Origin of the sequence: Burkholderia sp. JPY481, from assembly GCF_038900515.1 — a bacterium.
GTDB lineage: Bacteria > Pseudomonadota > Gammaproteobacteria > Burkholderiales > Burkholderiaceae > Paraburkholderia > Paraburkholderia youngii.
This window is the reverse complement of the sequence record NZ_JAYMRT010000010.1, coordinates 220299-242586: the sequence shown is the minus strand read 5'-3', so window position 1 is coordinate 242586 and position 22288 is coordinate 220299. Positions and strand designations below refer to the sequence as shown.

The 22288-nt window shown below is 63.4% G+C and carries 21 protein-coding genes and 1 pseudogene; 8 read left to right on the top strand and 14 right to left on the bottom strand.

All coding sequences use genetic code 11. From position 1 onward, the window contains the following. Positions 1-2 precede the first annotated feature (2 nt). The 6 genes from VSR82_RS23920 to VSR82_RS23895 form a co-directional block, all read right to left on the bottom strand. A complete protein-coding gene (locus VSR82_RS23920; RefSeq protein WP_429463125.1) occupies positions 3-710 on the bottom strand; it encodes an ABC transporter ATP-binding protein in 708 nt (235 codons plus the stop codon). Further along, positions 703-1467, bottom strand: coding sequence for an ABC transporter ATP-binding protein (locus VSR82_RS23915; RefSeq protein ID WP_368581272.1), 765 nt, complete (start codon positions 1465-1467; stop codon positions 703-705). Before VSR82_RS23915 ends, VSR82_RS23920 begins: the two co-directional genes overlap by 8 nt. After that, positions 1464-2453: a branched-chain amino acid ABC transporter permease gene (locus VSR82_RS23910; RefSeq protein ID WP_429463674.1), complete on the bottom strand. Its 990-nt coding sequence runs from the start codon at positions 2451-2453 to the stop codon at positions 1464-1466. Before VSR82_RS23910 ends, VSR82_RS23915 begins: the two co-directional genes overlap by 4 nt. 20 nt (positions 2454-2473) lie before the next feature. After that, positions 2474-3334, bottom strand: a complete 861-nt coding sequence (locus tag VSR82_RS23905) for a branched-chain amino acid ABC transporter permease (protein WP_176111280.1) — start codon at positions 3332-3334, stop codon at positions 2474-2476. Between the two features lie 95 nt (positions 3335-3429). Then, positions 3430-4605: an ABC transporter substrate-binding protein gene (locus VSR82_RS23900; protein ID WP_429463126.1), complete on the bottom strand. Its 1176-nt coding sequence runs from the start codon at positions 4603-4605 to the stop codon at positions 3430-3432. A gap of 788 nt (positions 4606-5393) precedes the next feature. Continuing rightward, the gene (locus VSR82_RS23895; RefSeq protein WP_429463127.1) at positions 5394-6101 is read right to left on the bottom strand and encodes a FadR/GntR family transcriptional regulator; all 708 of its coding nucleotides are present in this window, start codon (positions 6099-6101) and stop codon (positions 5394-5396) included. A gap of 131 nt (positions 6102-6232) precedes the next feature. Here VSR82_RS23895 and VSR82_RS23890 point away from each other — a divergent pair, with 131 nt between their 5' ends. The 7 genes from VSR82_RS23890 to VSR82_RS23860 all read left to right on the top strand — a co-directional run bounded on the left by VSR82_RS23890 (position 6233) and on the right by VSR82_RS23860 (position 13997). Next, positions 6233-7111, top strand: a complete 879-nt coding sequence (locus VSR82_RS23890) for a fumarylacetoacetate hydrolase family protein (RefSeq protein WP_498858118.1) — start codon at positions 6233-6235, stop codon at positions 7109-7111. A gap of 2 nt (positions 7112-7113) precedes the next feature. Further along, positions 7114-7899: an alpha/beta fold hydrolase gene (locus VSR82_RS23885; RefSeq protein WP_429463130.1), complete on the top strand. Its 786-nt coding sequence runs from the start codon at positions 7114-7116 to the stop codon at positions 7897-7899. A 149-nt stretch (positions 7900-8048) separates the two neighbouring features. Further along, complete coding sequence (locus tag VSR82_RS23880) at positions 8049-9386, top strand: metal-dependent hydrolase family protein (protein WP_429463131.1); 1338 nt, start codon at positions 8049-8051, stop codon at positions 9384-9386. Between the two features lie 90 nt (positions 9387-9476). Beyond that, entirely contained in the window at positions 9477-10496 is a 1020-nt protein-coding gene (locus VSR82_RS23875) for an ABC transporter substrate-binding protein (protein ID WP_410851250.1), read from the top strand. An 8-nt stretch (positions 10497-10504) separates the two neighbouring features. Continuing rightward, complete coding sequence (locus VSR82_RS23870) at positions 10505-12031, top strand: sugar ABC transporter ATP-binding protein (RefSeq protein ID WP_429463132.1); 1527 nt, start codon at positions 10505-10507, stop codon at positions 12029-12031. Then, positions 12028-13038: an ABC transporter permease gene (locus VSR82_RS23865; RefSeq protein WP_498858117.1), complete on the top strand. Its 1011-nt coding sequence runs from the start codon at positions 12028-12030 to the stop codon at positions 13036-13038. The genes VSR82_RS23870 and VSR82_RS23865 overlap by 4 nt, the downstream gene beginning before the upstream one ends. 2 nt (positions 13039-13040) lie before the next feature. Continuing rightward, the gene (locus VSR82_RS23860; protein ID WP_429463134.1) at positions 13041-13997 is read left to right on the top strand and encodes an ABC transporter permease; all 957 of its coding nucleotides are present in this window, start codon (positions 13041-13043) and stop codon (positions 13995-13997) included. A 108-nt stretch (positions 13998-14105) separates the two neighbouring features. On the opposite strand, the pseudogene VSR82_RS23855 reads toward VSR82_RS23860, so the two are convergent. After that, positions 14106-14395 (bottom strand): annotated as a pseudogene (locus VSR82_RS23855) (methyl-accepting chemotaxis protein); the annotation flags it as partial. A gap of 230 nt (positions 14396-14625) precedes the next feature. On the opposite strand from VSR82_RS23855, the gene VSR82_RS23850 reads away from it, so the two are divergent. Then, positions 14626-15003, top strand: a complete 378-nt coding sequence (locus VSR82_RS23850) for a DUF3022 domain-containing protein (protein ID WP_368581282.1) — start codon at positions 14626-14628, stop codon at positions 15001-15003. Positions 15004-15479: 476 nt separating this feature from the next. Here VSR82_RS23850 and VSR82_RS23845 read toward each other — a convergent pair whose 3' ends face one another. The 7 genes from VSR82_RS23845 to VSR82_RS23815 all read right to left on the bottom strand — a co-directional run bounded on the left by VSR82_RS23845 (position 15480) and on the right by VSR82_RS23815 (position 22017). Beyond that, complete coding sequence (locus VSR82_RS23845) at positions 15480-15746, bottom strand: hypothetical protein (RefSeq protein ID WP_176111277.1); 267 nt, start codon at positions 15744-15746, stop codon at positions 15480-15482. A gap of 305 nt (positions 15747-16051) precedes the next feature. Beyond that, positions 16052-16795, bottom strand: a complete 744-nt coding sequence (phbB, locus tag VSR82_RS23840) for an acetoacetyl-CoA reductase (RefSeq protein ID WP_368581284.1) — start codon at positions 16793-16795, stop codon at positions 16052-16054. A 220-nt stretch (positions 16796-17015) separates the two neighbouring features. Continuing rightward, on the bottom strand, positions 17016-17171 hold the full coding sequence (locus VSR82_RS23835; protein ID WP_368581285.1) for a hypothetical protein: 156 nt from the start codon (positions 17169-17171) through the stop codon (positions 17016-17018). An 886-nt stretch (positions 17172-18057) separates the two neighbouring features. Continuing rightward, positions 18058-18897, bottom strand: coding sequence for a phosphatidylinositol-specific phospholipase C (locus VSR82_RS23830; RefSeq protein ID WP_498858116.1), 840 nt, complete (start codon positions 18895-18897; stop codon positions 18058-18060). 102 nt (positions 18898-18999) lie between these two features. Beyond that, positions 19000-19851 (bottom strand): carbohydrate ABC transporter permease, encoded by an 852-nt coding sequence (locus tag VSR82_RS23825; protein ID WP_429463677.1) that lies wholly within the window; start codon positions 19849-19851, stop codon positions 19000-19002. Further along, positions 19851-20720, bottom strand: a complete 870-nt coding sequence (locus tag VSR82_RS23820) for a carbohydrate ABC transporter permease (RefSeq protein ID WP_429463137.1) — start codon at positions 20718-20720, stop codon at positions 19851-19853. The genes VSR82_RS23825 and VSR82_RS23820 overlap by 1 nt, the downstream gene beginning before the upstream one ends. A gap of 40 nt (positions 20721-20760) precedes the next feature. Next, the gene (locus VSR82_RS23815) at positions 20761-22017 is read right to left on the bottom strand and encodes an ABC transporter substrate-binding protein (RefSeq protein ID WP_429463138.1); all 1257 of its coding nucleotides are present in this window, start codon (positions 22015-22017) and stop codon (positions 20761-20763) included. Positions 22018-22288: the final 271 nt, after the last annotated feature.

Sequence of the window (22288 nt, the reverse complement as noted above, 5' to 3'; positions counted from 1 at the left end):
GCTCAGTGTTGAGACACGGCCAGCAAGGTATCGATCTTGTGATCCTGGGCCAGCAGCTCGGCCGCGGTGCTCGAATGAATCACCGAGCCGCGCTCCAGCACCACGGCGTTGTGCGTGATGCTCAGCGCCTTGCGCGCATTCTGCTCGACCAGGATCACCGACAGGCCTTCGTCGCGGATGATCTCCGAGAGGATGCGCATCAAGTCCTGCACGATGATCGGCGCGAGCCCTTCGAGCGGTTCGTCGAGCAGCAGGACCCTGGGATTGAGCATCAGCGCGCGACCGATGGCCAGCATCTGCTGCTCGCCGCCGGAAAGCTGGTTGCCCATATTGGCGCGGCGCTCCTCCAGGCGCGGAAACATCCTGTAGATGCGCGCCAGGTCCCAGGGACCGGGCACGGCGATCGCGGTCAGGTTCTCTTCGACCGTCAACGACTTGAAGATGTTGCGCTCCTGCGGCACCCAGCCGATGCCTGCCAGCGCGCGCTGATGCGGCTTGACTCCGGTGACGTCCTTGCCATTGAGCCAGATCCGCCCGCTAAACCGACGCGTGTGACCGACGATGCTGTTGATCAGCGTGGTTTTACCCGTGCCGTTGCGGCCAAGCAGCGCGAGTGCCTGGCCTTGATCCAAGGCCAGATCGATACCTGTCAGGATTTTGGCTTCGCCGTAGCCCGCTACGATTCCTTCCAGCTTCAGCAATTCAGACATATTCACCTCCAACCAGCTCCTCGCCCAGATACACGGCCTTCACGCGAGGATCGCGGGCGATCTCCGCGCATGCGCCCTCGGTGAGCAGACCGCCGCTCACCAGCACAGAGATGCGGTTGGCGAAGCTGAACACGAGGTCCATGTCGTGCTCGATCAGCAGAATGGTCACGTCGTCGGGCAACGCGGCGACCGTATTGAGAATCTCGCGGCGTTCGCCGTCGGGAACACCGGCCACTGGCTCGTCCAGCAGCAGCACGCGCGGCTTTGCCGCCAGCGCCAGCGCAATTTCGAGCAGGCGCTGCTTGCCGTAGGGCAGCACGCGCGTTTCGCGACTCATCACGTCGAGCAACTTGCATTGTTCGAGCAGCGAAGCGACCTCGTCCATGATTTCGCCGCGCTGACCGAGCGCGCGCCAGAAGCGCGCGCCCAGACCGTCGCGCTCGGAGATCGCGACAGACAGCGATTCGGCTGGCGTCATGTGCTTGAACAGCTGGTTGATCTGGAACGTGCGCACGAGCCCGGCGCGAGCCCGCTTGTGCACGGACAGCGACGTGATGTCGTGGCCTTCCAGCTCGATGCGGCCCGAAGTCGGCGACAGCACGCCCGTCAGCTGATTGATCAGCGTCGTCTTGCCGGCGCCGTTGGGGCCGATCAGCGCCTGGCGAGCGCCTTTCTCGACCGCGATCGACACGTCATTGGTGGCGACGAGGCCGCCGAAGCGCTTGATCAGATTGAATGTTTGCAGTGCGATCGTCATGCTTTGCTCCCGCTGCGACGGAACCACGTCCACGGACGCACGAGCCGCTCGTGACCGACGATCACGATGATCACCAGCAGCAAGCCGATCCAGAACTGCCAGTATTGCGGCGTGATGTCCGCCAGCCGGTCCTGCATGAACCTGAATACGACCGCGCCGATGATGCCGCCATACAGATAACCCGCGCCGCCGATCATCAGCATCAGCAGCACGTCGGCCGAGCGGTGGAAGTCGAGCACGTCGAGCGACGCGAAGCCGGTGGTCTGCGCGAGCAGGGCGCCGGCCACGCCCGCGTAGGCCGCGCTCAACGTGTAGACGGCGGTGCGACGCAGGTTGACCGGCACGCCCATTGCCGCCGCGCGAAGCGGATTCTGGCGGATCACCTGCAGCGACATGCCGAACGGCGACTTGACCACCGCGCGGCCGATCACGAACAGCACGAACAGCGTGACGATCGAATACGTGTAGGCCACCTTGCCGAACAGATCGAACTCGATGTGACCGAACAGCGGCACCATCGGCACGCCCGTCATGCCGTCGGCCCCGCCGGTGAGCCAGCCGAGCTTGTTGGCCAGTTCGTGCAGGATCGAGGCCACGCCGAGCGTCACCATCAGACGCGTGAGGTCCGAACCGCGCATCACCAGCACACTGGTGACGAGGCCCGCCAGCGCCGCGACCCCGCATGAGAGCAGCATGCCCAGCAGCGGATCGACGTTGAAGTACTTGGCCAGCAACGCAGCCGAATAAGCACCGAGACCGAAAAAGGCCGCATGGCCCAGCGACACGATGCCGGTATAGCCGAGGATCAGGTCCAGCGATACCGCGAACAACGCGAGGATCGCCATCTCGTTGAGCAGCAGGAAGTTATTCAGCGGCATCACGCAGACGCCCAGAGCCACGATCCAGAAGATGATTTCCACCGGGCGCCAGCGCGACCACTGCCTGCCCATGCTGCGGACTGCGGGCACGATCGTCGATGTGCCCATTTCGCTAGAAGTTGCCGACTTCATTTGCCCCCCGCCCTGACGAATAGACCCTGTGGTCGCCACATCAGGGTGATGATCATGACGCCGTAGATGATGAATGCCCCCAGATCGGGGATGTAGTACTTGCCCGCCACGTCCGCGATGCCGAGCAGCAGCGAAGCCAGCAGCGGACCGGTCAGCGAGGTCGTGCCGCCCACCGCGACCACGACCAGGAAATAAATCATGAACTTGAGCGGAAAGATCGGATCGAGGCCGAGCATGTTCGCGCCCAGCGCGCCGCCGAGGCCGGCGAGGCCCGAGCCGAACGCGAAGGTGGTCAGAAACACGAAGTTGATGTTGATGCCGAGGCCGCTCGCCGCGCGCGGATCATCCACCGATGCGCGCAGGCGGCTGCCGAAGCGGGTTTTGGTCAGGATCAGCTGCAGCGCGACGACGAGGACGACGCAGACCAGGATCACGAACAGCCGGTAGTAACCGATGCCGATGCCGGCGAACACCGTGCGGCCCTGCAGCCATTGCGGCAGGTTCAGGAACTGCTGGGTCGAGCCCATGAAGTAGTCGACCGTCGCGATGGCCATGAAGGTCAGGCCGATCGTAAACAACACCTGGTTGAGTTCGGACTGCCCGTACACGCGCTTATAAAGCGTGCGTTCGAGAATGCCGCCAAGCACCGCGGACGCGACGAACGCAATCGGCAATGCGCACAGGAAAGGGATGCCCAGGCGCGACATCGCGAGCACGGTGGCATAACCGCCCACCATGGCGAAGGCGCCGTGAGCCAGATTGACGAAGTTCATCAATCCCAGCGTGATGGCCAGGCCGCTCGCCAGCACGAACAGAAGCATGCCGTAGGCAATGCCGTCGAAGAGAATGGTTAGCATGAGTTTTTACCGCCGAAACGCCGCGCCCTGGCAGTGCGAGGGGCGCGACGGGCAAATCGAATCATCCGGAGACGGCCTGTCTCGCTTTTGCGAGCTTATTTGATCTTGGCCGGATCCTTGACGGCGTCTACCTTGTCGAACGACACGTTGAACAGCTGGCCATTCACGCGTTCCGTCCGGGTGATGTACACGTTCTGGACCATTTCACGGGTCTGCGGATCGAGTTCCACCGGGCCGCGCGGGCTGACCCATTTCTGCCCCTTCATGGCTGCCAGCAGCTTGTCGCCGTTGGTGTCGCCCTTGGTGGCTTGCAGCGCCGCGTAGATCAGGTGCATGCCGTCATAGGCGCCGACGCTGTGGAAGTTCGGGCGCATGCCGGGGTTGGCTTTTTCGAAGGCGGCCACGTAGGCGCGGTTCTCGGGATTGTCGAGAGCGGCCGAGTAGTGCATCGACGTCACCGCGCCCAGCGCCACGTCACCCATGGCGTTCAGGATGTCGTCATCCACCACGTCGCCGGTACCGATCAGTTTGATGCCCTGCTTGCTCAGGCCGCGCTCGGCGAACTGCTTCATGAACGCGGCGCCGGCACCCGACGGCACGAAGATGAACAACGCGTCAGGCTTCAGGTCGGCGACCTTCTGCAGGAACGGCGAAAAGTCCGGATTGGCGACCGGCACGCGCAATTGCTCGACGACGCTGCCGCCTTCCGATTCGAAGACCTTCTTGAAGGAGTTCTGCGCGTCGATGCCGGGACCGTAGTCGGCCACGAGCGTGACCACCTTCTTGATGCCGTTCTTCGGCGCCCAACGCGCGATACCCAACGTGTTCTGCGGCAGCGTGAAGCCCGAGCGCACGATGTAGGGCGATTGCTCGGTGATCATCGCGGTGGCCGCGTTCATTACGATCATCGGCACCTTCGCCTGGGTCGCGAGCGGCGCGGCGGCGAGCGCGAGCGGCGTGAGGCCGAAGCCGGCCAGCACCGACACGTGATCCTTCACGATCAGCTCCTGTGCGAGGCGTTTGGTCGTATCCGGAACGTTGGTGTCGTCCTTCAGGATGACCTGAATTTTCTTGCCCGCGACCGTGTCGCCATGCTGGGCCATATACAGCTTGACCGCCGCGTCGACCTGACGACCCGTGGACGCGAACGGACCGCTCATCGGCACGATGAGCCCGATCTTGACCACATCGTCCGCATGGGCGACCACGCTCGAACCTGCCAGCACGAGTGCGGCGGCGGCCTTAAGCAAAGTGCGCTTTTTGTTTTGCATTCGATTTCCTTGCTAACGAACCACGTAAACAACGTTGAAAATCGGACCCCTTGTTCATTGCTGCGAGAGCGCTGTGAGCGGGGTCCGGCGTAACGGTTTGCACACCCGGAGCCGAGGGATTGATTGATCGGTTGGGAGTAGCGGCGGTCATGAAATGCGGCAGTGAGCCTGCCAGTGGCTAATGACCGGACGGTGTCTTGTCGTGGGGCGTGGGCACGGCATGGACATGGCCGTGAGGGGATAGGCGTAGGCGCCCCTGGACCGGCGCTCGGGCGCGTGGGCCAGATAATGCGTTGACGTCAATCAGCTTGGATCCGAACATCTTTTGTCCCCTCTACGGCGGCCTCCCGGTTGTGGCCCGCTCGGCTGCGAACCCGTCCGGCCATGCCGGCGGTGCAGGTATCTGTTCGCTTCTGCGTGCGCTTTTCGACTCGCCGATGTGACGGTCGCCCCGGCGCCGCCGAAGACGTTACGCGCCGGCAGCTGCTTGAAGTTGTTGGCCTGCCGCGCGCACCCAGCACGATAAGCACGCGCGCCAAGGGTTGAAAGAGCGGGTTAACCACATACGCATGGTTCCGCATGAATCGCGCATTGCCCGGTCCGTGCGCGGGCGGCGGCGATCTGCGTCGCGCGGAAGCTCGCCCCGGTAGGGCTCGACGAACGTCGCGGGTGAGGCATCCAGGTTGGGTCTGGCGTGGTCTCGCATCGCGTCTGATAAACAGATTCGATACCCCCGGAAGGAAATCGCAACCCTTGAATGCGTGCCGCCGCAAGTATTCGTAAAGCTGTCAACGTCCGAACAGGTTTTCCCTGATTTGCCGCAGGTGGCTCGTCAATAGCTCGCAAGCCATCTCGGCATCGCGATCGCGAAGCGCATCCACGATCGCGCGATGCTGCGCCTCATATTGACTGCGCCGCTCGGGCGTCAGCGACAGGCGCTTCAGACGTCCCCACTCGCCCTGTTCGCGCACCTCGTTGGTCAATTCGAGCACGCGCAGAAAGAAGGTGTTGTGCGTGGCGACCGCCAACGCGCGATGCAGTTCGCCGTCCCAGTGCTCGAACTCCTCGATGGTTTGCGCCGCCTCGGAACGCTCGATGCAGTCGCTCATCTGCGCGAAGTCGGCCGCCGTCGCATATCGGACGATGAGCCCGGGCATCAGCGGCTCGATCAAAAGCCGCGCTTCCATCAGTTCGGCTGGGCTCGTCTGCACGGCGTGCGGCTTCGCCTCGGGTAGCGGCGGCGCCGGCACGCTTGCGCCAGGCAGCACGAACGTGCCGCTGCCGACCGTCTGCCGGATCAGCCCACGCTCTTTCAAATCGGCGAGGACTCGCCGGACGGCGCCACGTGAAGCGCCGAACTCCTCGCTAAGTTCGCGTTCGGGCGGCAGGCGCACGCCTTCGGCGAAGCGTCCGCTGCGAATCGCTTCCTCCAGATAGCTGGCGAGCTCCCGTGCTCCCTTCGCCCTGACCGTCAGCCTTGTGTCGACGTCACTCATACCCAGTCCTGCTGCGCATTCAAACAAGAACCAATTGGTTCTGATTTTTGGTTAACCCTGGTTCTTTTTGTCCGGATTTGGTCCTACAGTGGTTCCAGATTGACCCACCAGACCTAGATTAAAGGCCCATCATGAAATTAGCAACTTTGCGCCACGACGGGGCGAGGGCGGTCGCCCTGGTCGACCCCGAAGCCGGAGTTTATTGGCCGGTATCGCAGCTCTGCGACGGCTTTGCCGGCGACATGGTCCAATTGGTACAACAATTCGCCGACCTGCGCGAGTCGCTGTGCCCGCGCGGCGAAGGGCGCCCGCTCGCGTCGGCGACGCTCCTCGCGCCGATCGACCAGCCGCGCCGCAACCTGTTCTGTATCGGCAAGAACTATCACGACCACGCCGAAGAGTTCAGCAGGTCCGGTTTCGACAAGAGCGCGCAGGCAGGCGAGCACATACCTGAAGCACCGGTCGTTTTCACGAAGCCCGCATCGACGATCATCGCGACTGGCGAGCGCATTCCGCGCCATGCCGACGTGACGCGACAGATGGACTACGAAGTCGAGATCGGTGTCGTCATCGGCAAGGCAGGTCGCGCGATCTCGAAGGCGAAGGCGCTCGATCACGTGTTCGGCTACACGATCATCAACGACGTCACCGCGCGCGATCTGCAAAAGCTGCATCGTCAGTGGTTCATCGGCAAGTCGCTCGACGGCTTCTGCCCGATGGGCCCGTATCTCGTGACGGCCGACGAACTGGACGCGTCGAACATCGACGTGCGTTGCTGGATCAACGGTGAGTTGCGTCAGGAATCGAACTCGAAGCTGCTGATCTTCGATATCCCGACGATCATCGCGACGTTGTCGGCCGGCATGGAACTGCAGCCCGGCGACGTCATTGCGACGGGCACGCCGGCGGGTGTCGGCATCGGCTTCAATCCCCCGAAATTTCTGCAAAGCGGCGATGTCGTGCGCATGGAGATTCCGCGCATCGGCGTCCTTGAAAACGAGGTGGCTTAAGCATGGCAACAACTCAAGTGCAAGGCATCTTCATCGAGATCGAAGGCGACGGCGCGCCGGTCGTGTGCATCCACGGTCTCGGCGGTTCCTCGAACAACTGGACGCCGGTGCTGCCGGCGTTCGAAGGCAGGAAGGTCATCCGCATCGATCTGCCTGGCAGCGCGCGTTCGCCGTTGCCCGCGCAGAAGCTGTCGATCGATTCCTACGTGAACACGATCGCCTCCGTGCTGCGCGAGCTGCAGGTGAATAACGCGGACATCGTCGCGCATTCGATGGGCACCATCGTCGCGCAGCATCTGGCCGTCAGGCATCCCGAGCTGGTTAAAAGCCTCGCGCTGTTCGGGCCGCTCATTGCTCCGCCCGACGCCGCGCGCGACGGCATGCGCCAGCGCGCGCGCATCGCGCGCGAGAAGGGCGTGCCGGGCCTGCAGGAAATCGCCGATGCGATCGTCAAAGGCGCCACCAGCGACGAAACCAGGTCGCAGCGGCCCGTGACGCTCGCGCTCGTGCGCGAAAGCGTGATGCGTCAATCGCCCGAAGGTTACGCGCAAAGCTGCGAGGCATTGGCTGGCGCGCAGGCGGCGGAGATCGAACACATCCATGTGCCGACGCTGCTCGTGACAGGCGACCAGGACGGCGTTGGCAAACCCGATGCGGTGAAGGCGATGGGCGAGCGTATTGCGGGCGCGAAAGTCGTCGTGCTGAGCGGCTGTGGTCACTGGACCACATTCGAAAAACCCGTCGAAACGACGGCGGAGTTGAAGCGCTTCTATCAAGGGGCTCGGTGACGCATTGAACAGGTGGGCGCCGCGTCGATCAGAATAGCCGCGCAGAACGGCGATCGACGGGCCCCCGAGCGCGAAACAGGCACAGTCAGGCAGTAACCAACCGGCGGCGGACGCCCGCGCGCGTTCGGCCCCACGTGGAGGAGACAGACATGAGTTCGATCTTGTTTACCAACGTATCGGTTTTCGATGGTAGCGGTGCTCAGCCCTTCAGAGGTCAGGTGCTGGTGGACGGGCAGCGCATCGTCCGCGTCGCTCGCGACGAAGAGCCGATCAACGCGCCCCAGGCACAGCGTATCGACGGCCGTGGCGCATTCCTGATGCCGGGCATGACCGAAGCGCACACGCATTTCTCGTGGAACGACCAGCCGTCGCTGTCAGCGATCCAGTTCATGCCGCCCGAGGAGCACATGCTGTGGTGCGTGCGCGTCGCGAAGCGTTATCTGCAAATGGGCTGGACCTCGGCACTGGGCGCGGCCGCCGCCAAGCCGCGGCTCGATGTCGTGCTGCGCAACGCGGTCAACGCCGGCGAATTTCCGGGACCGCGCTATCTGGCGGGCAGCCAGGAAATCACCATTCTCGGCGGCCTCGCGGACAACACGCTGCCGCACATGCCGTTCAAGGAACTGAACTTCGGCGCGGTCGTGAGCGGGCCGGAAGAAATGCGCGCGACCACGCGCATGTTCGTCAAGTACGGTGTCGATCATCTGAAGATCAATCTGTCGGGCGAGTACATCGCGGGCATTTCGGCGGAATCGTCGCCGTTTTCCGAGGAAGAGATCGCGATGCTCGCTGCCGAGGCGAAACGCGCCGGCAAGCGCGTGGCCGCGCATGCGCGTTCGAGCGAATCGGTCAAGCAATGCGTGCGGCACGGGCTCGAACTGATCTTCCATGCGAGCTTCGCCGACGAGGAAGCCCTCGACATGCTCGAAGCAAACAAGGAAAAGCACTTCGTCGCGCCGGGCATCGGCTGGCTGATCAGCACGCTGTATCACGCTGAGAAGTGGGGCATCAGCGAGGAACTGGCGACGAAGATGGGCTACAAGCGCGAGCTCGAAACCGCCGCGGTGACGCTGCAGAAGATGCATAAGCGCGGCATCCGCATTCTGCCGGGCGGCGACTACGGCTTTGCGTGGATGCCGCACGGCACGAACGCGCGCGACCTTCAATACTTCGTCGACTACATCGGCATGACGCCGATGGAGGTGCTGATCTCGGCCACGCGCTACGGCGGCGAGCTGATGATGATGCCCGACGAGCTTGGCCAGATTCGCGAGGGCTATCTTGCCGACATCATTCTGGTGGACGGTGATCCGCTCGCGGACCTCACCGTGCTGCAGGACCCGAGCAAGATCACGCTGGTGATGAAGGATGGCGACATCTTCAAGAGCACGCACGACGCGCTGCCGCCGCGCGGCGAACTTCATGTAGGCGCGGCGTTGCCGGCCGATCCCGGTGTCGGGACGGCGGCATCCGCGCCTGTGCACTGAAACCGCATCGCCCACCAGAAGATGCGCGGAGCCGGCCGCACGCCGCGGCTGGCGCCTTCGCGCGCACACCAAACATCAGGAGACGACGACATGAAACCGCGCACTTTGCTTGCCACCGTGGCGACTAGCCTCGCGTGCGCATCGGCGTTGGCCGCCGCGCCCGATATCGGCCTGTCGAACGGCTATTTCGGCACCGAATGGCGCAACCAGATGATCGACGGCGCCAATCAGCAGTTCCAGACGTACAAAACCAGGGGCCTCGCCGACAAGCTGATCGTGCAGCAATCGGGCGCCAACACTGGTCAGCAGATTCAGGACATGCGCAACATGATTCGCCAGAAGGTGGGCGCGATCATGGTCGACGCGAACTCGGCCACCGCGCTCAACGGCGTGATCTCGGAGGCGCAGCGCAGCAAGATCCCGGTGGTGTCGTTCGACCAGGCGGTGTCCAATCGCTACGCGACGAACGTGACCGTCGATCACTACAAGTGGGGTCAACGCTACGCCGAATGGATCGCGGAGCAACTGCACGGCAAGGGCAATGTCGTGGTGCTCGACGGCATCCCCGGACATCCGGCGGCGGAGGCGCGCAAGAAGGCCGCGCTCGAGACGTTCGCGAAGTATCCGGGCATCAAGGTCGTCTGGTCCGGCTATGGCGAATGGGACGAGGCCAAGGCGCAAGCGGTGATGGCGACGGTGATCGCGGCGCAACCGCAGATCGACGCGGTATTCACCGAAGACGCGATGGCGCTCGGCGTTCTGCGCGCATTCGAGAACGCGAACCGGCGCGTGCCGATCATGACCGGCGAAGCGCAAAAGGGCTTTCTGACGGAATGGAAGAAGCAGCGCGACGCCGGCAATCCGATGAAGGTGTTCGTGCAGGTGAATCCGCCCGATATCAGCCGCACGGCGCTCGGCATCGCGGTACGCCTCGCGCACGGTCGCACGCTCAAGCCGCTGCCCGACAACACCTACTACTTCCCGATCACCAAGACCGTAACCGCCGAGAACCTCGACGCTACGCTTGCTTCGATGAGCGACAAGCCCGACAGCTACTTTCTCGGCCAATGGCTGAGCGAAGCCCAGCTCGACGCGCTGTTCACGCAATAGCGCCGATCATGTCCGTGCTCATCGCGAAGGGACTGGCGAAACGCTATGGCGGCGTGCTCGCGCTCGACGGCGCGAGCCTCACGCTGAACGCCGGCGAAGTGCTGGGGCTGCTCGGCGCCAACGGCTCGGGCAAATCGACGTTGTCGAGCATTCTCGCCGGCGACACGATACCGGACGACGGCACGATCGAAATGATCGGTGCGCCGCTGCGACCCGGCTCGCCGAAGTCGGCGCGCGCGGCGGGAATCGCGATTGCGCATCAGCATCCCGGTCTCGCGCCGGATCTGCCGGTGTGGGAGAACGTGTTTCTTGGCGCGGAGCTGTGCCATACGGGTCGCTTTCTCGATCAGCGGCGCACGCGCGATCGCGCCACGCGGCTGCTGGAGAGCCTGAGACCCGGCTGGGATATCGAAGCGAGCGCAGGCAGCCTCAGCGCCGCCGATCAGCAACTGGTCGAGATCGCGAGGGCGCTTGCGCTCGGGCCGCGCATCCTGATTCTCGACGAACCGACCGCCGCACTCGCCGCCGTTGAAGTCGACAACCTGATGCGCGTCGTGCGTAGCCTGACGGCGCGCGGCACGGCGGTGGTTTTCATTTCGCACCGGATGGCGGAGATCGAAGCGCTGTGCGATCGCGTGATGGTGTTGTGCAACGGCCGCGCGGTCGGCGAGCTAGCGGTGCGCGGGCAACTCGACGAAGCGCGTGTGCTCGAACTGATGGGCGGCGCGGCTGCCACGCATGGGCACGACGGCAAACGTGGACGTGGCGGTGATCCGGCGCACACCGAAAGAACCGTCGCGCTCGGCGTCACCGATCTGCGCGCCGGCGCGCGGCTGCGCGGCGTCAGCTTCGAACTGGAACGCGGAGAGATTCTTGGCATCGCGGGACTGCAAGGCCATGGCCAGGAAGAACTGCTCGACGCGCTCGCGGGCTTTCGCGTGCCAGACGGCGGCGAGGTGAGGCTCGACGGACGAGCTGGAGCGAGGACGATCATGCCGCGTTCGCCGCGTCAGATGATCGCCGCGGGCGTGTGCCTCGTGCCCAACGACCGGCATCGGCAGGGCCTGTGGCTCGATCACCCGGTCGAATTCAATCTGGCGCAGGTCAGCGTGAACTTCGCGGCGAGCCCGTGGCGGCTGCGTCGCGCGCCGATCCGCCGGTTCGTCGACGACGTGGTCGCGCGACTGCGCATCAAGACGTCCGACGTGCGCCAGCCGGTGCGGGATCTGTCGGGCGGCAATCAGCAGAAAGTGGTGATCGGGCGCTGGCTGAACCGGCAGGTCGACGTGCTGCTGCTCAGCGATCCGACCAAGGGCGTCGATGTGATCGCCCGCAGGGAAATCTACGAGACGATCGGTGCATTCGCGCAAGCGGGGACGGCCGTGCTCGTCTATGCCTCGGATACCGAAGAATTGCTCGCGGTGTGCGACCGCCTGATCGTCATGTACGAAGGTCGGATCATCGCGCAGCTGGAAGGTGATGAGATGAATGAATCCCGCGTGACGAGCGCGCTGTTCGGCCGGAGCGCGGCATGAAGGCGCAACTGGGAGACGGACTTGCCGCCACTGGCGGCTGGTCGCCAGGCAAACGGATCGGCGCGGCGCTGAGGATATCCTGCGCGCGTGCCGCCAGTGCGCTGCCCGCGCTCGTCATGCTGCTCGCGGTCGTGATCGCGAATGCATGGCTGCAGCCGGACTTTCTCACCGCCGATTCGCTCGCGAGCAACATGCAGAACGCCGCGCCGGTGGTCCTGATCTGCATGGCGCAGGCGGTCGTCGTGCTAATGGGAGAGCTGGATCTATCGATGGGCGCGGGAATCTCGTTGGTCAACTGCGTGCTCGCGGCCGCGCCCGGTCTGATGGGGTGGGGTCTCGGCGCGACCTGTGTCGCCGCGCTGGCCGCTGCGCTGCTTGCCGGTGCGTGCAACGGTCTGCTGGTCGGCTATGCGAAGCAAAGCGCGCTGATCGCGACGTTCGCGACCGGCGCCGTCTGGTTTGGCTGTGCTCTGCTGCTGATCCCGCAGCCGGGCGGCGCGGTGCCCGACGCATTGGGCGAATGGTTCGCGGCGCGTATCTCGGTGATTCCGCTCGCGGCGCTGCCGGTGCTCGCCGCGATCGCGCTGTGGGCGGTCCTGCAGCGGCATCGCTTCGGACGGCGACTGATCGCGACCGGCAGCCACGCCGATGCGATGTTCAAGGCCGGCATCGATGTCCGGCTCGTCAAACTGCTCGGCTATCTGCTCGCGTGGCTCTTCGTGTTTGCGGCGGCGCTCTGCCTGAGCGCGCAAACCGCGTCCGGCGATGCGCGTCTGGGATTGCCATACACGCTGAACTCGGTCGCGGCTGTGGTGATCGGCGGCATCTCGCTGGCGGGTGGGCGCGGCACGATGCTCGGCGCCGTCTGCGGCGCGCTCGTGCTCACGCTGATCGGCAACGTCGTCTACTTCGCGGGCATCCCGAGCAATTACCAGGAAGTGTTCAAGGGTGCCGTGATCGTGCTTGCGCTCGGCTTCACGTTCGTGGGCGCGAAAAGGAGAGTGTGACGATGAAACCGAATTCGCGCCGCGCCTTTTTGCTGGCGCTCGCCGTGATCGTGCTCATCAGTGGGCAGTTCGCGGTGCCGGGCTTCGCAAGCCTCGGGCAGGTCGCCAATCAGTTGAAGATCGCGACGTTTCTGGGGCTATTCGGCCTCGCGCAGTCGCTCGTGATGATGGCGGGAGAGCAGGGGCTCGATCTGTCGGTAGGCGCGGCCGCGACGTTGGGCGGCATTCTTGGCGCCGCGCTGCTCGGAGCGGCATCGGCTGGATTGCCGGCTGCGTTCGCCGTCGCGACGTTGGCGGGCGCGCTGGTGGGCGCGCTCAATGGTGTCGGCATCACGCTGCTGCGCATTCCGCCGCTCGTGATGACACTGGCGATGGCGAGTCTCGTCGACGGCGCGTTGATCGTCTGGTCGTCGGTCATGCACGTCAATACGGCCGCGAGTCCCGCACTCGCCGCGCTCGCCGGCAGGACGCTCGGCGGCGTGCCGAGCGTCGCGCTGATCTGGCTCGGCGCCGGCGCGTTGATGTGGCGTTTTCTCGACCATTCAGCCTGGGGGCGTCGCCTGATGGCGACCGGCGCGAATCCGGTCGCTGCCGCCATCGCCGGTACGCGCGTGCGCGCGATCCGCATCGCGGTCTATGTCGCGAGCGGCATCATTGCCGCTGTGACGGGCGTGCTGCTCGTCGGCTATGTCGGCCAGGCGTTTCTCGGGCTCGGAACGACCTATGTGCTACCGAGCGTCGTCGTCGCGGTGATCGGCGGCGTGTCGCTCGCGGGCGGACGGGGCGACTACATCGCGGTCGCGCTCGCCGCTGCACTGCTGACGGTTCTCACAAGTCTGTTGACCGCGCTGCAGATAGGCGAAGCAGGACGCCAATGCATTTTCGGTGCGACGCTGCTCGTCTTTCTGGCGCTCAACGGTTGGTCGTTCAAGGGGGCGATGCGGCGTCGGCATGCATGAGGCGCTTTTCGCACTTTGCGCAGGCCGCGGCATCGCCGCCCGCTGCGTGGTCATACCAGGCCGCGATGGTGACGAGGCGACCGGTGACGCGAAACCGATGCTGGCGTATCAGTCGACGGCGAATACGGCTACCTGTTGCACCGGCGTGCCTGATTGCTGCTGCAGCGAGCTCGCCGCGGCGGCCGCCTGCTCTGCCAGCGCGGCATTTTGTTGTGTGACCTTGTCCATCTGCACGATCGCCTGATTGACCTGCTCGATGCCCTGATGGTCAGGCGACGGACCGCGGACACGACTTCGTCGATGGTGCGGCCCGATTCGTCGACCTGAGCTTGACCGGTCTTGACGCGAGCGACCGACTCGTCGATCAGTTCCTTGATCTCCTTGGCCGCGCGATCTGAACCGGCGATATGTGCGCGGCGTCGTCGTTTTGTCGCTGTGTGAAGCGTGCGGATCACTCCTTACCCGCTTGAATATCTGCTGATGGGGCAACGGTACATATTGCCAGTGAGCGGCAACGGGATTACGAGTCCGGCTCCGGTCGAAGCACTGCGCAGACAGCGACAGCCGGACACGGATTTTGCTCGCGTAATGGTCGAGGCCGGGGCCTCGACCACAAGGAGGACTTTCAATGAAAGACATCGATCTGAACCAGCGCATCGAAGAAATCGAACTGGCTCTTTCCACGCTATTCGAGTCACCGAAAGCGCCCGCGATCAGCGGTTACGACGACGGCCGGAACTTCCTCATCCAGGCTTCCTGGGTGATCGAGTCACATGGCGACACGACGCTGGATGCGCGATGCGTGCTGACACTGCACTTTTCGGCTGCGCAGATTCAGCGTTACGCGCGGATGGACACGGCACAACGTGTGCTCGTGCGCGAACGCCTGTGCCGGATGGTCCGCGATCACTTCCCAGCGGAAGGCAAGGAGTTGCCCTTGCAGGGAGAGTGCGCCGAAGATCTGCATGTGGAGGATCGGCTGCTGGATGTCGACGATCAGCTCTGAGCGATCGCGGACGACGTACGTCCGCGTCGACGCGTGACTAACACGTCTCCTCGCTCGGGACCGGGGGATGCAGCGACTCGAGCAGCTTCACCAGCCTTGCCTGCTGCTGCGGAGTCAGTCCTTGGGTAGCGCTCACCTGCTGGACGCGCGCGCGCCAGTAGGTCCGGCTGAACAACGAATCGACGCCATCGTGGGACAGGATCCGTTCGAGATGCGAAATCGCATCTCCAGCGGTCAGGGGTGTATAGGGGCTCTCCCTGTCCGGGGGCCCTCTCTTGATTGTTGTTTTCATCCACTTCTCTCAGGTGGTGACCGGCTGGGTCCGGTCGTGTACGTCCGACTTCAATGGGCCCGCTTATGCCATACAACCTTTGCGAGGCCCAGGCGCCCGCCAGCTACCTGGCGAGCCAGGCAGCGTGACGCGCGCCGGTCCTCGTAGCGACGCGACCCATCGCAAGCGGCACGGCCCTCGGTGTTCAGCAAAGCTCCGCGGCGGCCACCCACGGCATCGTCTCGAACTTCTTGAGAACGGTGTGCAGCGATCCCGAGAACCTGTCGGCAAACGCGATCGTCATGTCTTCGACATCATGTTTGCGGTTGCTCGTGATCCGTACGTCCTCGATGGCATCGGCGACCGGCATCAATACCTGCCACACTGCGGCGACCCGCATGCCGCCGCGCCTCGTACGAACCGTGATCTGATGGCCTGTGGCCTTTTGTTGTCCGGTGATTTCCGGTGTCATTCTTCAGCCCTCTCGATGTATCTGATTTTTTATTGGCGCGGTCGATGCACTTACATTCGCCCGCGCGGTTGATGCCACCACTCATGATGATCCAGATGTCGTAGCAGTCTTGCCCTTCTGCGCTCACGGCGATAGTGATCAATCACCATGAGCATTGCGATGCTGAGGGCCGTGCCCCCAATGATCAGGCCCATCCAGGTCTCACTCATGACACGTTCCTCTCTCATGGAAGCACAGGGGTGTTGCGTGAATGGTTCACGCCGATTCGTCCGGTGTTCCGGCACGTACCGGCGCGGTCTGTCGCGTCACTGCATGTGCTGGCCGCCGTTGATCGCGATATTGGAGCCGGTCACGAAGCCGGCATCTTCCGAGCACAGATAGAGCACGAGCGCCGCGACTTCGTCGGGCTTGCCGAGACGTCCCATCGGGATATGCGGCAGGACCTTCGTGTCGAGGATCTCCTGCGGAATCGCGGTGACCATCTTGGTGGCCAGGTAGCCCGGCGAAATGGTGTTGACCGTGACCCCTTTGCGCGCCACTTCCAGCGCCAGTGACTTGGTAAAGCCGTGCATGCCGGCCTTGGCTGCGGCGTAATTGGTCTGGCCGACCGAGCCTTTTGAGCCGTTGACGGACGAGATATTGACGATGCGCCCCCAGCCTCGTGCGACCATCTCTTCGCACAGCGGCTTGGTCATGTTGAAGACCGAGTCGAGGTTGGTGCGGATGACCGCATCCCAATTCACCTTGTCCATCTTCCGGAGGGTCATGTCCTGGGTGATGCCAGCGTTGTTGATCAGGATGTCGACGGGGCCGACTTCCGCCCGAATCTTGTCCGCGCAACGCTGGCATGAGTCGTAATCGGCCACGTCGACCGGGTAGGCGCGAAAGCTTCGGCCCTGAGTTTCCATATCAGCCAACCATTTGTCGGCACCGGTGTTGCTCGGCGAGTGCGTGACTACCACCGCATACCCTGCGTCGTGCAGTTTCGTACTGATCGCTTCTCCGAGGCCGCCCATGCCGCCCGTTACTACTACGGTTCGTTTCGTCATCCTTTCCATCCGTGATCGAAATGTCTGCGAGGATCGTGAATACCCAATGGCCGCCTCGCACAACCCGCCATTGCTTTGCCACAATGCGCTGCCGCCTCCAGCGTCAGTGGAGGAACGGCTTCGGCATTGATTGAACTGCGCGGGTTTTTATAGGCTTGTGGTATTGCGCGAATGGAGCTGGTGCATCAGCTAGCGGCGACGTGCCGCGCCGGCGCACTGCTCAAAGGTTCCAGTTGCCCCGAACGGTGCTCCCCGCCTGCCGGTCCAGGCCAGCGAGTTTCTGTGTTCCTTCAAACGCTTCGGTGGCGGGCGAAAAGCACGTCGACGCATTCGTTCTGCAGGATTTCATCAAAGCTTCGGACGAATGGTCTTTCATTGCTTCTCCTGGATTGAAGTTCGAACCCGCCTGCTCCGGAGACCGTATCCGCAATCAGTATGCGGAATATCGTCGGTGAGGATCCGGAGCAAAAGTCTTATTAGTAAGACTAAATAAACACCGAGAAAACAGTTGTGCCGAATCGCATTTTCATGTCGGTATTCATCAGTCGAAATACGACATGCTGTTTTTCCATCGAGTCACAGCCCACCAACTGGCCCGGACTCGCGCCGGTAGGTCGTACGGCTGCCCCGACGCTTGGATCTCCCTATATCAACTGTCATCAGATGAGATAACAATCGATTTTAGAGGGTTCATTCTAACTTCAAAATGTTAAATTTTCGGGAAGAAGGGGTAGGTGAATACCCTTATTCGGAAATCGCCGCCATCGCAGATGAGGCCGAGCCAAGTCGATGTTTTGAGCGTCGAAACAACAGACTGGAACAGCCGGCGGCGAGGAGTAGGCTCGTCGACTGAATGGCAGGGCATCCCAAAATGTCAGCAACGGCCGGAATGACACCATCCCGCACCGGGATCAATCATTGCATGGCGTGCAAGAAATGACAATTCCGCCGACGCTTCCTTGCAACGCGGCTGCCGCCCGACCGCGCGAGCGTAAGATGGAGAAGATTGATCGATGCGTTTCGAGGAGGCGTCATGAAGGCGGTGTGCCCGCTGCACGGCCCAACGACCATCGTCGGCACGAACGCGTATGGATTTCCGATCTATGCGTGTTGTCGCGACGACGTTCCCTATGTCACACCGCCGGACGCCTGTACGCGTGAACCGGTGAGGCGCGGACCAGAATCGAGGCCGCCACCGCGGCAGCCGCGAGCCAAGGAATCACGCTGAGGTTCGCGGGCAACCTCATGCCCGCAGCGATGCGTTATCGGCGCCGGTTGCAATCAATCAACGCATCAACGAGGCGCCAGTCCTCCCAGTCGCAAAAGTCGAGCAGCATGGTGCCGCATCGTTGCGGACCATCGGCGAGTCGCTCGGCAAGCTGCTCGTGAACACCGCGATGCTGTGTATCGCCGCACGCCACGACGACCGGCGGCGCCGCCATCCCCGTGCCGCTGCAAAAGTTGATGACCCAACGCTCGTCGCACAGGCCAGGCGCGAGATCGAGAAGCGAATCGATGGCGCGCCACTTGTAAGCGATCGATGCCGGCACCGGCACGCGAAATTCGTCCTGGACGGTGAACGGCGCCGGCACGTCGTCGATATCGAACGTCGCGTTGTCAGGCCAGGCCGTTAGGTCGATGCCGAGCGGCTTTGCACTCGCGAAGCGCCGCAGTAGCACGATGCCTCCGCGCACCGCGTCCAGTAGCGGCAGTTCGGAAGCAAGGTGCCAGCGCACCTCCGCGTGCCGCTCCACATACCATTCGAAGGTCGCGGCGAACGCACGGGTGCAGTCGAGCGCGGGCCATTCGTCCTTGACCGACATGACGATCGATTCCCCCGGATGGCGCGCGAGAAACCGAGCACATGTACGTATCACATCGTCGAAACTCAGACCCAGCGAGATGCCGCCATGATGAATCGCAAAGCGATCGCGCTGATGACGGCAGCGGATGTCGAGAACCCGCACGCCATGGCGCAACTGATCGACGAGCGTGGCATGTTGCGTGCGCGCGAGCCGGTCATCGACCGTGTAGGCGCAGGTGTCATGGCTGCCTGGCAAGGTCAGTGCGGACAGCAAGCGGCTGCCTTCGATGGCCGACATCCAGTCAGCGGGCGAAACGGACGGACAGGTCACGGCAGGGCGCAAGAAAACCTCTGGATAAGCAAAGCGTCGGCTGCAACGTCGACGCGAAGTTGGAGCCCGTTATTTCAAGCCGCCCGAAAAGCCCTGCAGCAGATAGCGCTGCACATAGCCGGCGAGCACAAGCGTCGGCACCGACGAAATCAGCCCCGCGCTCATCAGTTCGCCCCAGTCGATGCCGTTCTCGGTCACATAACCTGCCATGGTGAGCGGCAGTGTGAAGTGACTCGGCGACGAGACGAACAACAGCGCCAGCAGAAACTCGTTCCACGCGATGATGAACACGAAGATCGCGGTGGCAACGAGACCCGGCGCGCACAGCGGCACGACGATGAAGACGATGCGCTGCGCGAGGTTCGCGCCATCGAGCGCCGCGGCCTCCTCGAATTCGATCGGCACGTCGCGCACGAACGGCAGCAACATCCAGATCGCCATCGGCAACGCGTACAGCTGATAGGCGAGTACCAGCCCAAACAGCGAATCGAGCAGATGGAGCCACTTGGCCAGCGAAAACAGCGGTACGGCCACGGTGATCGGCGGCATCAGCTTCAGTGCCAGCACGAGCATCAGGAACAGCAGATCGAGTCGCACCGGAAACGCCAGTCGCGCGAGCGCATAGGCGGACGGAAAAGCCAGCGCGAGTGCGAGCAACGTGGCGCCCACCGCGACCCACACGGAGTTCAGCACCGACTGGGCCATGCCGCTTTCCCACACCGCCGCGAAATGCTCGAGCGTGGGCGCCGAAGGCCACAGCGCGAGCGGATGGGCGAGGCGTTCCAGCGTGGGCGTGAAGGCCGCGCCAGCCATCCATATGCACGGCAGCAGCAACACCGCCAGCGCAACGAGCCGCAACAGTCCTCGCACCGCGGCACCGGACGAGCGTCGCGCGAAACCCTGCAAGCGGGCGAGCGGCATCAACGCTCGCGCTTGACTGCCGATTTCCATATGTATCCCGAGACCAGCACCGCGCACGTGAGCAGCATCAATACCGAAGCCGCGCTGGCGGGTCCAACGTTGAAGAAGCGGAAACCCGTGTCGTAGATGTACGTTGACAGCGTCTGCGTGGCATTGCCCGGACCGCCGCCCGTCAACGCGTAGACCTTGTCGAACAGCTTGAAGGTATCGATCGAGCGCAGCAGCATCGCGAGTGCGACGTGCGGTGCAACGAGCGGCAGCGTGATGTAGCGCAGGCACTGCCATTCGTTCGCGCCGTCGGTGCGTGCCGCCTCGGCGATTTCAGGCGGAATCGACTGTAGCCCCGCGAGAATGATCAGGAATGCCATCGGCGTCCATTGCCAGACATCGACCAGCATCAGCGACCACAACGCGAGGTGCGGATCGGATAGCCAGGGCACCGCCGGTAGATCTATCGCCTTGAGCAACGCATTCAGAAAGCCTCGGTAGTTGAGCCAGTTGCGCCAGATCGCGGAGCACACGAGCGTCGAGAGCATCATCGGCAGCACGGCGAGCGGCAACGCGATGCGCCGGCCCGCAAACGCGCGGACGAATAGCAGCGCGAGCGCAAGTCCGAACAGCACTTCAGCGAGCGAGGCCACGATCATGAACTGGATCGTATTGACGAAGCTCGTGCCGAACTCGCCGTCGGCAATGACCGATCGATAGTTGACGAGCCCGATGAACGAGCGATGCCCCGACGCGTAATCCACCGAGAAAAACGAATCGATCAGCACGCGCGCGACCGGGTAGAGCGCCAGCGCGCCGAGCACGGCCGCGGCCGGGCTCATCAGGACGAGCAGCGGCAGATAAGGTCGCAAGCGGCTCATCGATCGGTTTCCACGCTTGCCTGCGCTGTCACTGCCGCTATCACTGCACTGCGGCGTTGGCCTGGGCGATCTTCTGTGCAGCCTGATGCAACGCTGCGTCGGGCGTGGCCTGCCCCGTCAGCGCAAGTTGCAACGCGTCGCCGAGAATCGCCTCGATCTGCTGCCAATCTTTCACGCGAGGCCGCGCACGGCCCGCTTCGAGCGCCTTCAGTTGGTCCGGATACCAGCGATATTGCTTGACGAGTGTCGGATTGACGAAGACGCTCTTGCGCGTCGGCGGAATGCCGAGTAAAGCCAGTTGTGTTTGCGTCGCCGACGAAGTCAGGTAGGCGAGAAAATCCGCCGCCACCTTCGCATGCGCGGCGTCTTTCGCAATGCCCATTTGCCAGATGCCTAGCATCGGCGCCGGTCCCTTGACCTGGCCGGGCGGCGGTTGCAGCGCGACCTGGCCGACGACGCGCGACTTCGCCGGATCGTCGAGCGCTGGCAGCCAGGCGGGCCACACTTCGATCGCTTGCGCGGCCGTGCCGCCTTGCAATGCGTCGCGCACTTCACCGGCGCCATACACGTCGACATCTTTCGGGGCCCACTTCTTCAGCGCGAGCAGCATCTTCAGCGCGGCCAGCGCTTCGGGTGAATCGATCGTGACCTTGCCGTTCGTGTCGACGACTTCTCCGCCATAGGCCCAAAGGATCGGCAGGAAACCGGTGACGACGGGGTTGCCCTTCACGCCGCGAAACACGACAGCCGAAACGTCCTTGTCGGCGGTCCCGATGGTCTGTGCGATCTTCAGCACGTCGTCCCAGCTGCGCGGCGGCTGCAGGCCGCGACTCGCGAGCAGATCCTTGCGATAGGCGAACATCTCGACATTGCCGACGATCGGCATCGCATACAAGGTTCCGGTCGACGCGCGTCCGAGGGAGATCGTCGAGGTCACCATGTCGGCATCCGCGAGCGTGGCGGGCAGCGGCTGAAGCCATCCGTTGGCGATGAATTCGGGGGACCAGGTGTCGTCCATCATCACCAGGTCATAAGCGCGCGTGTTTTCGCGTAACGACAGCTTCAGTTTCTGATACAGGTCGTTATTCGGCAGCTTCAGCAACTCGATATCGACGCCTGGGTGCTGCTTCTTGTAGCCGTCCACCGCCTGCGCGAGTCCGCGGCCGTAGATGTCGTCCCGTCCTGCGATCACGAGATCGGCGGCGTGCGCGCCAAGTGCGGCGATCGACAGGGAAGCCGCGACAGAAGCCGCGCGAAGACAGGCGAACAGGGTCGTTCGCTGGATCATTGAAGCCATGGCTCTTGAATTCCTCTCGGGGAAAGGCGTATGCGTACGATGAGTCCAGATCAACCCATCCCGCTTTTTTTATCGCGCGCGTAGCGTTGCGAAAAGAGATGCCAGATGCGGCAGCGGGAATTGCAGCAACCTATCATGACGTACATATGTCAGCAAGCAGGGTTGCCGCGTAATGTTCGGACCCGCACGGAGGCACGCTTGCAGAGTGTTCCGGTCCCGCGCCGCGGCCGCCTTCCAACCGACCATGGCGCGGGTTGATGCGCTGCGTCAT

Excerpts from the sequence above, each read along its gene's own strand:
- VSR82_RS23880 (WP_429463131.1), top strand. The coding sequence starts at position 8,049 with ATGAGTTCGATCTTGTTTACCAACGTATCGGTTTTCGATGGTAGCGGT.
- VSR82_RS23890 (WP_498858118.1), top strand. The coding sequence starts at position 6,233 with ATGAAATTAGCAACTTTGCGCCACGACGGGGCGAGGGCGGTCGCCCTG.
- VSR82_RS23870 (WP_429463132.1), top strand. The coding sequence starts at position 10,505 with ATGTCCGTGCTCATCGCGAAGGGACTGGCGAAACGCTATGGCGGCGTG.
- VSR82_RS23820 (WP_429463137.1), bottom strand. The coding sequence starts at position 20,720 with ATGAGCCGCTTGCGACCTTATCTGCCGCTGCTCGTCCTGATGAGCCCG.
- VSR82_RS23885 (WP_429463130.1), top strand. The coding sequence starts at position 7,114 with ATGGCAACAACTCAAGTGCAAGGCATCTTCATCGAGATCGAAGGCGAC.
- VSR82_RS23900 (WP_429463126.1), bottom strand. The coding sequence starts at position 4,605 with ATGCAAAACAAAAAGCGCACTTTGCTTAAGGCCGCCGCCGCACTCGTG.
- VSR82_RS23875 (WP_410851250.1), top strand. The coding sequence starts at position 9,477 with ATGAAACCGCGCACTTTGCTTGCCACCGTGGCGACTAGCCTCGCGTGC.
- VSR82_RS23835 (WP_368581285.1), bottom strand. The coding sequence starts at position 17,171 with ATGAAAGACCATTCGTCCGAAGCTTTGATGAAATCCTGCAGAACGAAT.
- VSR82_RS23850 (WP_368581282.1), top strand. The coding sequence starts at position 14,626 with ATGAAAGACATCGATCTGAACCAGCGCATCGAAGAAATCGAACTGGCT.
- VSR82_RS23895 (WP_429463127.1), bottom strand. The coding sequence starts at position 6,101 with ATGAGTGACGTCGACACAAGGCTGACGGTCAGGGCGAAGGGAGCACGG.
- VSR82_RS23905 (WP_176111280.1), bottom strand. The coding sequence starts at position 3,334 with ATGCTAACCATTCTCTTCGACGGCATTGCCTACGGCATGCTTCTGTTC.
- VSR82_RS23910 (WP_429463674.1), bottom strand. The coding sequence starts at position 2,453 with ATGGGCACATCGACGATCGTGCCCGCAGTCCGCAGCATGGGCAGGCAG.
- phbB (WP_368581284.1), bottom strand. The coding sequence starts at position 16,795 with ATGACGAAACGAACCGTAGTAGTAACGGGCGGCATGGGCGGCCTCGGA.
- VSR82_RS23865 (WP_498858117.1), top strand. The coding sequence starts at position 12,028 with ATGAAGGCGCAACTGGGAGACGGACTTGCCGCCACTGGCGGCTGGTCG.
- VSR82_RS23815 (WP_429463138.1), bottom strand. The coding sequence starts at position 22,017 with ATGGCTTCAATGATCCAGCGAACGACCCTGTTCGCCTGTCTTCGCGCG.
- VSR82_RS23920 (WP_429463125.1), bottom strand. The coding sequence starts at position 710 with ATGTCTGAATTGCTGAAGCTGGAAGGAATCGTAGCGGGCTACGGCGAA.
- VSR82_RS23825 (WP_429463677.1), bottom strand. The coding sequence starts at position 19,851 with ATGCCGCTCGCCCGCTTGCAGGGTTTCGCGCGACGCTCGTCCGGTGCC.
- VSR82_RS23860 (WP_429463134.1), top strand. The coding sequence starts at position 13,041 with ATGAAACCGAATTCGCGCCGCGCCTTTTTGCTGGCGCTCGCCGTGATC.
- VSR82_RS23845 (WP_176111277.1), bottom strand. The coding sequence starts at position 15,746 with ATGACACCGGAAATCACCGGACAACAAAAGGCCACAGGCCATCAGATC.
- VSR82_RS23830 (WP_498858116.1), bottom strand. The coding sequence starts at position 18,897 with ATGTCGGCCATCGAAGGCAGCCGCTTGCTGTCCGCACTGACCTTGCCA.
- VSR82_RS23915 (WP_368581272.1), bottom strand. The coding sequence starts at position 1,467 with ATGACGATCGCACTGCAAACATTCAATCTGATCAAGCGCTTCGGCGGC.